This window comes from Marinomonas epiphytica (assembly GCF_054780655.1).
Genome location: NZ_BAAGVX010000036.1, coordinates 25,541 through 37,579, shown reverse-complemented (window position 1 = coordinate 37,579; position 12,039 = coordinate 25,541). Strand labels below are relative to the sequence as shown.

13 protein-coding genes are annotated in these 12,039 nt (G+C 42.7%); 9 read left to right on the top strand and 4 right to left on the bottom strand.

The window, feature by feature from the left end; translation table 11 throughout:
* The first annotated feature begins 88 nt into the window (after window positions 1–88).
* From ACYVGZ_RS11930 to ACYVGZ_RS11905, 6 genes are all read left to right on the top strand, one after another.
* Window positions 89–922: a MurR/RpiR family transcriptional regulator gene (locus tag ACYVGZ_RS11930; RefSeq protein WP_460755785.1), complete on the top strand. Its 834-nt coding sequence runs from the start codon at window positions 89–91 to the stop codon at window positions 920–922.
* 207 nt (window positions 923–1,129) lie between these two features.
* Window positions 1,130–2,161: a TRAP transporter substrate-binding protein gene (locus ACYVGZ_RS11925; protein ID WP_460755782.1), complete on the top strand. Its 1,032-nt coding sequence runs from the start codon at window positions 1,130–1,132 to the stop codon at window positions 2,159–2,161.
* Window positions 2,162–2,175: 14 nt separating this feature from the next.
* Window positions 2,176–2,733, top strand: a complete 558-nt coding sequence (locus ACYVGZ_RS11920; protein ID WP_460755779.1) for a TRAP transporter small permease subunit — start codon at window positions 2,176–2,178, stop codon at window positions 2,731–2,733.
* A complete protein-coding gene (locus tag ACYVGZ_RS11915) occupies window positions 2,730–4,028 on the top strand; it encodes a TRAP transporter large permease (RefSeq protein ID WP_460755775.1) in 1,299 nt (432 codons plus the stop codon). Before ACYVGZ_RS11920 ends, ACYVGZ_RS11915 begins: the two co-directional genes overlap by 4 nt.
* Before the next feature lies 1 nt (window position 4,029).
* On the top strand, window positions 4,030–4,713 hold the full coding sequence (locus ACYVGZ_RS11910; protein ID WP_460755772.1) for an aspartate/glutamate racemase family protein: 684 nt from the start codon (window positions 4,030–4,032) through the stop codon (window positions 4,711–4,713).
* A 126-nt stretch (window positions 4,714–4,839) separates the two neighbouring features.
* A complete protein-coding gene (locus tag ACYVGZ_RS11905) occupies window positions 4,840–6,519 on the top strand; it encodes a GGDEF domain-containing protein (RefSeq protein WP_460755769.1) in 1,680 nt (559 codons plus the stop codon).
* 32 nt (window positions 6,520–6,551) lie between these two features.
* Here the strand turns inward: ACYVGZ_RS11905 and ACYVGZ_RS11900 are convergent, their stop codons facing one another.
* From ACYVGZ_RS11900 to ACYVGZ_RS11890, 3 genes are all read right to left on the bottom strand, one after another.
* Window positions 6,552–7,061, bottom strand: coding sequence for a hypothetical protein (locus ACYVGZ_RS11900; RefSeq protein WP_460755767.1), 510 nt, complete (start codon window positions 7,059–7,061; stop codon window positions 6,552–6,554).
* Window positions 7,062–7,216: 155 nt separating this feature from the next.
* Entirely contained in the window at window positions 7,217–7,990 is a 774-nt protein-coding gene (locus tag ACYVGZ_RS11895) for an SDR family oxidoreductase (RefSeq protein WP_460755764.1), read from the bottom strand.
* A 230-nt stretch (window positions 7,991–8,220) separates the two neighbouring features.
* Window positions 8,221–8,847 (bottom strand): FMN-dependent NADH-azoreductase, encoded by a 627-nt coding sequence (locus ACYVGZ_RS11890; RefSeq protein ID WP_460755762.1) that lies wholly within the window; start codon window positions 8,845–8,847, stop codon window positions 8,221–8,223.
* Between the two features lie 229 nt (window positions 8,848–9,076).
* Here ACYVGZ_RS11890 and ACYVGZ_RS11885 point away from each other — a divergent pair, with 229 nt between their 5' ends.
* Window positions 9,077–9,985 carry a LysR family transcriptional regulator gene (locus ACYVGZ_RS11885; RefSeq protein WP_460755759.1) on the top strand — a complete coding sequence of 303 codons (909 nt, stop codon included), beginning with the start codon at window positions 9,077–9,079 and terminating at the stop codon, window positions 9,983–9,985.
* A gap of 126 nt (window positions 9,986–10,111) precedes the next feature.
* Here ACYVGZ_RS11885 and ACYVGZ_RS11880 read toward each other — a convergent pair whose 3' ends face one another.
* Window positions 10,112–10,963, bottom strand: coding sequence for a thymidylate synthase (locus tag ACYVGZ_RS11880; protein ID WP_460755757.1), 852 nt, complete (start codon window positions 10,961–10,963; stop codon window positions 10,112–10,114).
* A gap of 117 nt (window positions 10,964–11,080) precedes the next feature.
* Here ACYVGZ_RS11880 and folA point away from each other — a divergent pair, with 117 nt between their 5' ends.
* Both folA and ACYVGZ_RS11870 read left to right on the top strand, forming a co-directional pair.
* Window positions 11,081–11,590, top strand: coding sequence for a type 3 dihydrofolate reductase (folA, locus tag ACYVGZ_RS11875; protein WP_460755755.1), 510 nt, complete (start codon window positions 11,081–11,083; stop codon window positions 11,588–11,590).
* Between the two features lie 3 nt (window positions 11,591–11,593).
* On the top strand, window positions 11,594–12,019 hold the full coding sequence (locus tag ACYVGZ_RS11870) for a secondary thiamine-phosphate synthase enzyme YjbQ (protein WP_460755752.1): 426 nt from the start codon (window positions 11,594–11,596) through the stop codon (window positions 12,017–12,019).
* Window positions 12,020–12,039: the final 20 nt, after the last annotated feature.

Here is a 12,039-nt window from a genome sequence, read left to right as displayed (position 1 = left end):
TTCATATCTGATTACAAAGATCTTGCTTGAGTTCTCGAACTATTACGATTAATGTGAAAAGATATTTTCACTGAAAGTCGTTTTTATTATGAAAGAACAATCTTTTTTATCCCGAGTTCGTAACATTCTTCCTGACCTGCACCCTGCAGAGAAAAAGCTAGGAGAGCTGGTTTGTGATTTTCCAGGCGAAATCGCGAGTTACTCAGCTTCAGAACTGGCTAATTTAGCAGAGGTATCTAATGCCACAGTAACACGGTTTGTACGTCGATTAGGCTATGCCACTTATGAAGAGGCCAGGCGTCATGCAAGGCTAGAAAAAGACAGTGGTTCGCGCTTATACCTTAATAGTGTTAATGGGACAGCCGCTCATTTGCCACAAGTCTATATGCAATCGGATATAAAAAATGTTGAGCGAACCATTGATAGTATAAGTGCCATACATATAGAGGAGCTTAGCAAAGCATTACTTGCTGCCCAAAAGGTCTCTTTAATCGGCTTTCGGGTTGGTGCGCCTTTAGCTCAATACCTTCAATGGCAGTTGCTGCAAGTGATCGAAAACATTGTCATGCTACCGAGCAGTGGGCAAACAATGGGAGAGAACCTGGCAGCCTTAAATAAAAACGATGTGGTGGTTCTATTTGGCCTGCGTCGGCGTGTGAGCCAGTTTGATAGTCTTGTTAAAGTCATTGCAAATAGCCCTGCGAAGTTGCTTATTATCTCAGATGAAAGTATGCCAATTGAGTTAGCAGCTGATTGGCATTTTCGTTGCTCAACACACTCATCTGGTCCGCTATTTAGTCATGTTGGTGTAATGGCATTGTTAAATTTAATCACTAACAGAACCATAGACGAAGCCGGAGAAACGGGAAGAAAACGACTTCAGTCTATAGAAAATTTAAATGAATTTTTGGGTGAGCTTTAGTTTTTACTATCGTGATGCTCGTTTTTAATGCCCTCTTTGTGAACATTTCATAGTTTTACTGCCTTCAAATAAAGCAAAAATTAATTTTCTTCGTGAAAATTAATTTTTGTTAGTTTTAGTTGTTGCACCTTCGTGAAAATCTGTTTTAATCAAAAAAATCGCTTCTGATTAAAAAAACATCATGTTTACAACTAAGAGGGTGAAAAAATGAAACCAAGTATTTTTGTAATCGCAACCAGTGCACTTGTTTCGCAAATGACACTGGCTTCTGACCTGTCCTTTAGAGTATTAGGCCAGCCTGTTAGCTCTGGGCTAATTCAACAGCAAAAGGAGCAGCCTTTTTTTGAAGGGTTAGCTGAGCAACTAGATATGGGCGTGTCCTTTGAATATCTGCCCGTCGATGTGGCCGGCATTCCAGATAACGACGGTGTTCGAGTTGTCCGGACAGGCTTGTTTGATATGGTATCGTTTCGTGGCCCGCAAGTGAGTCGCGATGAACCCACCATGTTGGGGCTAGACCTTGTGGGGCTTAATCCTACTTATGAAGCAGGTAAAAGTCATACGGCTGCTTTTTTACCAAGCGTTGATAATGCGGTGCAAAAGCGCTTTAACTCAAAAGTTCTAGGAGTATGGCCGGCAGGCCCTCAAGTCGTATTCTGTAAACCTGAAATTACAGGTTTAGCGGATCTGAAAGGGCTAAAAGTTCGAGTGGGTGATCAATCTGCTGCGGCCTTTGTTGCTCAATTTGGAGCGACAGGTGTTCCTATGCCGTTTGGAGAGGTGCAACAGTCTTTGGCGCGTGGTGTGGTAGATTGCGCGATCACAGGTCCCTCTTCAGCAAACTCAGCGGGTTGGCCTGAGGTGACAACAACCGTCTTACCTGTGGCATTACAGCTGGCTATGAATGGCTATGCGATCAACCTTAACAGCTGGAATAAACTGTCCGAAGGTCAGCAAGTAAAATTACAAACAGCGATGAGCGAATTAGAAGCCAATATCTGGCAATACTCAGAAGAGCTTTATCAAGATGCTATGAACTGCAATACAGGACAAGGGGCGTGTGTACACGGTAAACCATATAACCTGACAGCAGCCAGTGTTTCCGATGCCGATATTAAAGCAGTTGAACAAGCCCTTGTAGAAAGTTCTCTGCCAGTTTGGACTCAACAATGTAACGCTGTGCATGCTAGTTGTGAAGCCGAGTGGATGTCTAGCGTTGGCAGCAAACTAGGACTGTAAGTTAGGGGACAATAATGAAGACCTATTCTCGCCTGAGTGCAGTGGTCTTTGGCCTTATGATGACGACATTATGTGTCGTCATCGCGGTTGAAACTGTACTTCGTAAGCTGTTTAATCATTCGCTTGCTGGAGTGGATGAGCTGTCTGGATACGCCATTGCGGTGGGGGCCCCCTTGTGTTTTACCGTGGCAGCAATAGAGCAAAGTCATATTCGTATTAACTTACTCTTTAGTCGTTTTCCGCGAAGTGCGAAGGTTGTTGCGAATGTTATTTCCGCTCTACTGTTAGCCGTTCTGGCAATTTATCTGACTGTTTTTACGTATCGTACTTTGGCTGAAACTCAGTTGTTTGGCTCCATTGCTCAAACACCTTGGATGACCCCTTTGGTGTGGCCTCAGTCTGTGTGGTTACTCAGTATGATGGTATTTGCCGTGGCGACTTGTTTGCTCTTTATAAGAGTAACTTACCTTCTTCTTACAAAAAATGTAGAGAGTTTGTTATCTGACTTTGGACCAGATGCGGTGGATGAGGAGTTGGCTTCAGAGCTATCTGATTTGGAGGCTCGACAATGAGTATGTTAGTCATTTTGTGTGGTTTTTTGGTCATGCTGGCATTGATGCTCATGTCTATTCCTGTCTCAGTAGCCATACTTGCTGTAGGTGGTGTAGGCGGGTATCTAGCCTATGGAATGCCATTAGTAGAAACTATGGGCGGCGTTGTTTGGGGAACATTAAATAACCCAGTTATGACAGCGATTCCTTTGTTTATGTTACTTGGCGAACTTTTATTGCGTGGTGGTATTGCGGACAAAATGTTCGATGCGCTGGCGATTTGGTTAGGGTGGTTGCCAGGTGGTTTATTGCATTCCAACATAGCGACTTGCGCTTTGTTTTCGGCGACTTCTGGCTCTTCTGTTGCTACAGCGGCCACCGTTGGCACCATTGCCTTGCCGACTCTGGCGGACAAACACTATCCCGTACAGCCATCACTGGGCACCTTAGCAGCGGGAGGTACACTAGGGATTTTGATCCCGCCATCAGTCAACTTACTAGTATATGGCTCACTTGCCAATGTATCTGTCGGCCAGCTGTTTCTAGCAGGCGTAATCCCAGGGCTATTGCTGACGGTGTGTTTTATGGCCTTTGTGGCATTACGCTATCCCAATGCAGGGCGCAACAGCCACGCATTAAGCCTTTCTTGGTCGGTACGACGTAGTTTACTCAAGTACCTAATTCCCCCCGGAGTGATTTTTGGCATTGTAATGGGGGCGATTTATACAGGGCTTGCCACTCCAACGGAGAGTGCTGCTCTTGGGGTCATGGCTGCATTTTTCTTTGTTTGGAAAAATGGCAGGTTGAACTGGTCTTTGCTGGAAAACTGTTTTATTCAGTCGGCCCGAACCAGTGGTATGGTTATTCTCGTGATTGTTTGTGCCTTACTACTTAATGTCACACTTTCTCTTACAGGAGGTACTCAAGCGATTACTCGATGGGTGGCAGAGTTAGGCTTAAGTGCGACCATGTTGCTGCTTTTATTAGTGCTGTTTTATGTTTTGCTAGGCATGTTTATGGACGCTATGTCTATGTTGGTGCTGACGGTTCCTATTGCGATCCCTATGATTACGGCATTAGGAATTGACCCAATTTGGTTTGGTGTTTTTATTGTTGTTATGTGTGAAATTGGACTCATTACACCACCCGTCGGTATGAACCTATTTGTCGTACAGGGGGTACGTAAAGGTGGAGATTTCGCGGATGTGGTAAAAGGTTCCATCCCTTTTGTCATCATTATGGTGCTCTTTGCTGGGCTACTAATTGTTTGGCCAGAGCTAGTGATATACCTACCTAATATTTCTTCAGGAGAGTGACATGGAATGTAGTAAAGAGACGTCTTCTCTTCAACGTAAAATTTTGGTGATAAACCCTAATAGCAATCAGGAAGTAACAAATAGGACGCAAAAAACAGCTAATAAAGTATTGACGTCGGGGTGCGAGGCTTTGGTGTTACACCCAGAGTCTAGCCCTCTTTCTATCGAAACCCTCGCCCATCGTAAAGTAGCGGAGCCTTTGGCTTTAGACCTTCTTTCACAGCATCAAGGTTACGACGGATATGTCATGGCGTGTTTTGATGACATAGCAATAAAGGCGGCGAGGCGTTTTTTAAAGGTGCCAGTTGTTGATACGGTAGAAGCCTCTATTGCGATTGCTAGGCTGTATGAGTCTAAGTTCACGATAGTAACAACAGTAGAAAGCATGGTGCCAGGCATTAAAGCCTTAGTCGAAACGCTGGGAGCAAGTGATCATTGCAGTGTTCGTGCCGCCGGTATTGGAGTAGCGAATGCGGCAGCGGGGGAGCCTGAAGCGCTTAAGCGTTTAGACGAAACCATCGTTAAAGCTCGCAATATCGATGGTGCTAAAGTCATCATACTGGGTTCTGGAGGCTTAACAGGACAAGCTGAAAGACTAACTCGAGTGCATGGCATTCCGATTATAGACTGTATTGAAGCAGGCATAAGGATGGCTGATATGGCTTCAAATCTACGGTTTTCTTAATGTAGTAGTACCTAATAGATATTTAAAGCACAGTAATAGCCCTATTTACTGTGCTTTAAGTTCTAGACATTTGTATGAAGAAACTCTATTTTTTAGATAGATAAACTCTATTTAAGCTGGTTTGTTATGGCGATCCGAACGCGTTTCTTGCTTTTTACCGCACTGATTATTTTGTTTACTGGGCTTTTTTCTTGGCTTTCTATGAAGGTTATGGCGGAAGGCATTGTCGTAAAATGGATGGAAATATATGCTGAAAAGCAGCTAAGGTACGATAAAGTGCGGACTTTGCTACCTTTGGTTCAGGAAGTTAAGTTGTCTAAAGAATTTGCTGAACTTGAGTCGATTAAGCAATGGGCGGAGCAACCAAATAACTCTTTTTTACAGAAAAAAGCCTTGCAAGATGCCGAAGCTTTTCGTCACCGATTCTCAGATAACTCCTACTTTATTGCCCTTCGCGAAAATGGTCATTATTTTTATAGTGACAGCGATGCAAGAGAGCAATCAACCGATTTATACCGTTATACGTTAGATCCTGAAAAACCAGAAGATGCATGGTTTTATAGCATTATGGATTTAAATATGGACCTTCACCTTAATGTCAATCCAGACCTCGAACTTGGTGTGGTAAAGCTATGGAGTGATGTGCTTATTCGCCGAGATAATGAGGTTTTAGGTGTTGTTGGTACAGGCCTAGATTTATCAACCTTTCTTAGTCGCATGGTGGAAAAACAAGATATTTATTCTGCGGTCGTATTTACCAACTATGAAGGTTCTATTCAGTTACACCAAAAAGAAGAACTGATTAATTTTTCTTCAGTTAGTAAGCAATTAGCAGACAAAAAAACCGTCTTTCAGATTGTAGACGATAGAAAGTCACGACAAGCGTTAGAACAAAGCTTTATCAGAGCAAAGTCGTCTGATAATAAAGTAGAAATGGTAATGGTGAACCAAGCGGGTGAACGTCAGTTAGCCAGTGTGATCTATTTACCTGAAATCGATTGGTTTCAGGTAAATTTCATCGAGATTGATCGTTTCTTACCTTGGACTGAGTTCTCAGGCCTTATTGTGGTGTTTTTAGTGAGCCTTATTTGCGCATTAATTATTTACTATTTGCTCGTTACTTTACTAATTAGTCGGCCTTTAGAATCGTTAGATCGCTCTATCAGTTCGCTTGAAAATAAACAGTATGAAGCCGCTAAAGTTCCTTTCCTTTCTGGATTAGAAATTAAACGATTAATCCAGCATTACAACACAATGTCTGACTCTTTTCTAAAGCACCAAGAAGAGCTTGAGAAACAAGTGACAGAACGAACCGCACAGCTAAAGCAATTAGCAAGTCACGACTCTCTAACGGGCCTTGTTAATCGTAGAGGCTTAGAAGAGCACATGAAACATTCAATGGCTCAATGGGAGGAAAACCAGCGAGCATTCGGTTTAATTAATGTGGATGTTGACGACTTCAAAAAAATTAATGATCAATACGGTCACTCTGTAGGAGATCAGTTGCTCGCAGGATTAGCACAACATTTAAAACAAATTATGGGTTCCGCTGGTGTTGTAGCACGCTGGGGTGGGGATGAGTTCCTTATTTTAGTGAGTGCGAATGATCCAGCAGAGCTAGAGGGTATTTGTCAGCGTTTTGTTCACTGCAAGCAGATATATCAGACCCTAATAAGTGGGCAAAGTATTCAAGTGAGTTATAGCCTAGGCAGTGCTTTAATTCAGCAAGGTGATACTCAAGAATCGCTTTATACCAAGGCTGATAAAGCCATGTATAAAGCTAAATTTGCCCACCATAATTCTTGAGAATAATGGGCTGTATGGCGATCTTTCTGGATCTAGGTTATTTGGGCTTGAGCGGCCAATAGTGTGTGGTGATATTCCTGCATTCTGCCATGGGCCGTGCCGTCCACCAGTAAGATGACGGTTAGCGTGGCAATAGTGGTAATCAGGCTAGCGCGCCAAAGGGAGGCGTTCATAAACATAATTCCCAGCATACACACGGCCATAATGATAGGGATGGCAGTAAACACAATGGTCTTGTATTCATTCAGAGTCTTTTCTGCTCGTATTACTTCAGTTTGAAGAAAAGCGCTTTGGTCTATATGAAATGCTTGGCTAAAGGCGGATATTCTAGAAATGTTTGCGTAGATCAAACCTGCACCAATGATCATTAATACACAGCCTGCTATTAGGGTTGGGGTTACGTAGGCCCTTGCGATCGAGGTTTTACCGAGATACCAGAAACTGGCGCTGGCGAATAAAAATACCATACCAAAGAAAACGAAAAAGCTAGACGAGAACACCTCCGCTCTCGCCCAATCTGTTGCGGTTTTAAGAAGATCCATTGGCTACCTCTATCATGCTATTGCTTAGAGCTTTGCATTGTAGAAGTTGGAGAGGAAAATACAGTGGCCAATACTCCCTTATTCTTGCCTATTTGTATTGACGGGCTTTGACTAGGTAATAAATTAACCTAACCAAGTATAGACGTTAAGGGAGTTTATTTGATTACTGGCAAGCCAACACGTTTTCGACCTTCATCATTTTTGATGGAAAAGTCTGTACCAGATAAGTCAGACGCTTCGTCAGATAATAAGTAAGCTAAAGTTTGAGCGACCCACTCCGCTGGAATGTGTTTTTCCCAATCTAATTTACTTACAGGGTTTATGCCGCTGTTTTTGATAGCTATCTGCATATCGGTTGCTACCGTACCTGGGCTTAAACCAATAGCTCGAATTCCTTGTTCATTGTACTCTTTATGGGCACAACGAGTTAGCATTAAAACTGCCGCTTTAGAAGAGCAATAATGGCTCCAACCTTCTAGTGGGCTTGTTGCCGCGCCAGAACTGATATTAATAATAGTGCCTCTATTCTGAGTTAGCATGACAGGAAGAGTTGCTCTAAGACCGTGATAAACCCCTTTATAGTTGATGTCTATTATTTTCGACCAATCATCCACATTACTATCTGCTAGTCGAGCAATAGGATCGATGAGCCCAGCGTTATTAATTAAGGCGTCTACGCTTCCGAAGTGCTTTAAAGCCATGTCTACAGCTCGTGATAATGTGTCATATTTTGCTACATCTCCAACAACGATTTCTGCCTTTCCCTGTTGTGTGTGAATGACTTTTTGTAGCTCTACCAGTTTTTCTTTGTTGCGTGCGACGAGAATGACATTAGCACCATACTGAGTAAGGTGTAATGCTGCCGCCATACCTATACCTTGGCTAGCGCCTGTAATGATGATGGTTTTATGCTTAATATGTTCGTTCATTTGAATCTCCTATTTTGAACGACGTGATAGTTTATAAGGTATAAAAAATATAAATATCAAGAAGTTAATGTGTTTAATGAGTTTTCCGTTAATTGTAAATTGATACTTCTACCCAATAAGAATGAGTATAAAAAGTTTTGTAGATTAGCTATGTTTAGGGGAATGCACTTGCACCTTTCGATGTGTTATCTGTAACAACATCTAACACATCTTATCTAAATGCCTGTGAATTAAGCAGAAACAGATAGTAGCTTGTCTATATCGGATTTCGCTTGTTTGGTAGCGTTATTAACAATAGATTCATCGCCAGTTGTAGATTCTATATTTACAAATTTGACCGAACTTATTCCTAAGAAAGTAAGAACAAACTCCAGATAAGGAGCTAGAAAGTTCGCAGAAGCAAAGTTACCACCATTTAAATATCCCGCTGCGCCATAGCTACAGATTACATAAGCCTCTGGTTTATTTATTAATCCTTTAAATTCACCTTGCTCATACGAAAAGGTCTCTCCCATTCTTACAATTTGATCAATCCAAGCTTTTAGGGCGCTCGGAACAGAAAAATTGTACATTGGTACTGTAATAAGTAGCACATTTGAAGTGTGGACCTCTCGTATAAGTTGATCTGATAGCGAAGTCGCGCGTTTGAGTTTTTCTGACATTTGTTCCTTAGGTGTGTAGAAACCTTCAATTGTGTCTTGGGAAATTTGCTCTATAGGAGCGGTTGTTAGATCTCTTGTTACCACACTTCTATTAGCGTCTAGTGACAACCACTTTTCTTGAAAGTAGTCTCCAAGTTGTCTTGAATGTGAGCCTTCATAACGCGCGCTGCTGTCAATTCGTAAAAGCTGAGTCATTGTCTAATTCCTCTTATCGTTATCGTAGGTAGTTGATATATATAGTTTTTTCTAAGTCGAAAGCTCCTATGGGCTATATTTTAGGTAGGAAGCCTTCGTTCTATTCACTTACTAAACTTGTTAATCTTTGCTTGTGATATTTTGCTGTACTTACAAAATTTATTATGCTTAGTTCGATTTCTGACATAAATGACTCAAAAAGAATAATACTGATGCGGAATTTACATTAATGAATATTGAAACCCTTCGGCTTTTTGTGAATGTTGCACACCGTTTAAGCTTTGCGGCCGTGGCCGAGGAGTATGGAGTAGACCCGTCTTCTGTTTCTCGATCTATTAGTAACCTTGAAGGCTATTTGGGCTTGAGGCTTTTTAGTAGAACAACTCGAAAGGTCACGCTAACAGAAGCGGGAGAGATCTATTTTAAACGTATGCAAAGCATTCTCGAAGAATATGATCAGGCAGAAGAACAGGCTAAATCGATTAGCCAAACGCCTTCTGGTACATTGAGATTTACCGCCTCAGTAGCTTTTGGTGAAAAGGTTATAGTGCCTCTGGTGCCTGTGTTCAATGCACGTTTTCCCGAAATTAAATTAGAACTACTCTTTACTGATGGTAATTTAGATTTGGTATCAAGTGGCATTGATCTGGCGATCAGGTTGGCGCCAAATTTGTCTGGAGATATGGTAGCAACCAAGCTTATGGACACTCAATATAGGGTTGTTGCGAGCCCGTCCTATGTTGAGTCGCATCCGACGTTATGTAAACCTCAAGATTTACAAGAACATTCATGTACCGTATTTGCTTTACCGGGCTACCGCGATGAATGGCGGTTCAGAAGTAAGAACCGTCAAGAGCAGGGGGGAATTGAAAGAATTCAAATACAACCAAGAAATACAGTTTCTTCAGCTATCAGTATTCTAACTTTAGCGATAAATCATACAGGTCCTGCTTTATTGGCAAATTGGCTGGTGGATGAGGCAATCAACAGTGGTCATCTAATTGATGTTTTTCCTGATTACGACATTAGCGCTACTAATTTTGAAACGTCAGCATGGCTTGTATATCCAAGTCGTACCTATCTTCCGCAAAAAGTAAGAGTGATGATCGACTTCTTAAAAGAGAATTTACAATATTAAAGAAGAAATAGTGACAGAATTTCAAACCTTGCAAAACAACTGCTCAACTTATTATTGAGACCACCATTTCACAAGGCAGAGTATATTCAGTCCACATGGCGCTGGAATAAGGCATGATTTAGACTTTTACACCGAAAATGGGTAAGCAATCGGGTCGTGGAATTGGTAGCCTTCTATTTCAAAGTCGTCCATGGTGACCCAGGTCTCCACGTCTTCTAGGGTTTTAATATCTGGATTGATATTGAGCTTAGGTAACGGATACGGTTCACGTTTCATTTGCACGTCGCGCATGAGCTCTAGCTGGTCTTCATAGATATGGGCATTGACTATCTTATGATAGGCTTGGCCTGCCTTATGACCTGTAATCTGAGCGACAATGGCAAGCAAAACGTACACTTGTACCATATTAAAATTAAGGCCTAGGGGAACATCACAACTGCGCTGGGTGCTGTTTAGGTAGAGGGTGTCACCTAATAAAGAGAAGTGGTGACTGTACATACAAGGTCGCAGGCAAGCCATGTGAAAGGCCCCTGGGTGGTAAAATGTCAGGATTTCACCGCGGTTATCCACGCCTTTTTTGAGATCGTCAACGATTTGTTTAAGCAGGTCAATTTGACCCCCATCAGGTTTCGGGAAGTTGCGTCCTATTGCCCCATAACAAAGGCCCATATCGTCTTCCCCTTTTCGGTAAGGGTTATTTAACCAGACGTCATTTTGGTTGGCGTTAGCATCCCAGGTTTTTGTGCCAAGGGCACGGAAATCTGCCGCATTGTCATAGCCCCGCAGGTAGCCAATAATTTCAGCAATAGCTGATTTGTAGTAGCTCTTACGAGTCGTGACAAGAGGGAACTCCCCTTTACCTACGTCGTAAGTCAGGTCAGCGTTGATCACCGTTAAGCAGCGTTTGCCGGTACGCTCATTGTTTACCCACACACCTTCATTGACGATGCGTTCACACAGCTCTAAATATTGTTTCATTGGACAGCTTGGCCTTCACTTTACTGGTTGCCCTAAGCAGCAAATGCAATCTGCTTTGCTATAGGTATAATGGGGTAAATTGTACCAGAACCTAAATACGATAAATAAGGTCATTTTATGTTATCCCTCATTGTTGCAATGTCTACCAACCGTACTATCGGTATCAATAATGCCTTGCCTTGGCACTTGCCGAATGATCTTAAGTACTTTAAGCAAGCGACCATGGGAAAGCCGATTGTCATGGGGCGAAAAACCTTCGAGTCCATTGGTAAACCCCTGCCAGGGCGCCGTAATATTGTGATTAGCCGAGACGCTAACTATGCTGCTGAGGGGGTTGATGTTGTGTCTTCTCTTGATGAAGCGATTGCTCTTGGGGAAGATATCTGCTTGATTAATGGCCAACAAGAGGTGATGGTCATAGGTGGCGCACAAATTTATGAATTGGCTCTAGAGCGTGCTGATCGTCTCTATATTACTCATGTGGATGCCGATGTCGACGGTGACGCGTTTTTCCCTGAGGTGGACTGGCCTTCTTACACCTTAATTGCCGAAGAAGCCTTTGCAGCTGAGGGGCATAATCCTTACGATTATCGCTTCAGCGTGTACCAAAGAACCAGTGCGAGTTGATTGATGAGCTGGCAACAAGTTGAAATTCGTTTGCCCCCTTGCAAGCAGGGCTTTCACCTTATTACTGATCATGTAGAAGCGGCATTGGCGAAAATGCCTTGTGTCTCAGTGGGATTGCTGCATTTACAAATCCTCCACACCTCAGCATCACTTACTATTAATGAAAACGCTGACCCTTCAGTGCGTCGTGATATGGAACGACATTTTGCGTATATGGTGCCAGAAGATCAGCCTTACTATGAGCATATTTATGAAGGCAGCGATGACATGCCGGCGCACATTAAAGCCAGTATGCTTGGCTCATCGCTCACTCTGCCAGTGCGCAATGGTCAGCTTTATTTAGGTACTTGGCAAGGAATTTACTTAGGAGAGCACAGATACCACGGTGGTGCTCGTCGGCTCGTGCTCACCTTGCAAGGTCAGGTTTAACAGTCCCATCGGGGCCGTAT

What these genes read in the sequence shown, in the direction of transcription:
- ACYVGZ_RS11895 (WP_460755764.1), bottom strand. Translation starts at nt 7,990, where the DNA reads ATGAACGAACATATTAAGCATAAAACCATCATCATTACAGGCGCTAGC.
- ACYVGZ_RS11885 (WP_460755759.1), top strand. Translation starts at nt 9,077, where the DNA reads ATGAATATTGAAACCCTTCGGCTTTTTGTGAATGTTGCACACCGTTTA.
- ACYVGZ_RS11870 (WP_460755752.1), top strand. Translation starts at nt 11,594, where the DNA reads ATGAGCTGGCAACAAGTTGAAATTCGTTTGCCCCCTTGCAAGCAGGGC.
- ACYVGZ_RS11900 (WP_460755767.1), bottom strand. Translation starts at nt 7,061, where the DNA reads ATGGATCTTCTTAAAACCGCAACAGATTGGGCGAGAGCGGAGGTGTTC.
- ACYVGZ_RS11880 (WP_460755757.1), bottom strand. Translation starts at nt 10,963, where the DNA reads ATGAAACAATATTTAGAGCTGTGTGAACGCATCGTCAATGAAGGTGTG.
- folA (WP_460755755.1), top strand. Translation starts at nt 11,081, where the DNA reads ATGTTATCCCTCATTGTTGCAATGTCTACCAACCGTACTATCGGTATC.
- ACYVGZ_RS11890 (WP_460755762.1), bottom strand. Translation starts at nt 8,847, where the DNA reads ATGACTCAGCTTTTACGAATTGACAGCAGCGCGCGTTATGAAGGCTCA.
- ACYVGZ_RS11905 (WP_460755769.1), top strand. Translation starts at nt 4,840, where the DNA reads ATGGCGATCCGAACGCGTTTCTTGCTTTTTACCGCACTGATTATTTTG.
- ACYVGZ_RS11915 (WP_460755775.1), top strand. Translation starts at nt 2,730, where the DNA reads ATGAGTATGTTAGTCATTTTGTGTGGTTTTTTGGTCATGCTGGCATTG.
- ACYVGZ_RS11910 (WP_460755772.1), top strand. Translation starts at nt 4,030, where the DNA reads ATGGAATGTAGTAAAGAGACGTCTTCTCTTCAACGTAAAATTTTGGTG.
- ACYVGZ_RS11925 (WP_460755782.1), top strand. Translation starts at nt 1,130, where the DNA reads ATGAAACCAAGTATTTTTGTAATCGCAACCAGTGCACTTGTTTCGCAA.
- ACYVGZ_RS11930 (WP_460755785.1), top strand. Translation starts at nt 89, where the DNA reads ATGAAAGAACAATCTTTTTTATCCCGAGTTCGTAACATTCTTCCTGAC.
- ACYVGZ_RS11920 (WP_460755779.1), top strand. Translation starts at nt 2,176, where the DNA reads ATGAAGACCTATTCTCGCCTGAGTGCAGTGGTCTTTGGCCTTATGATG.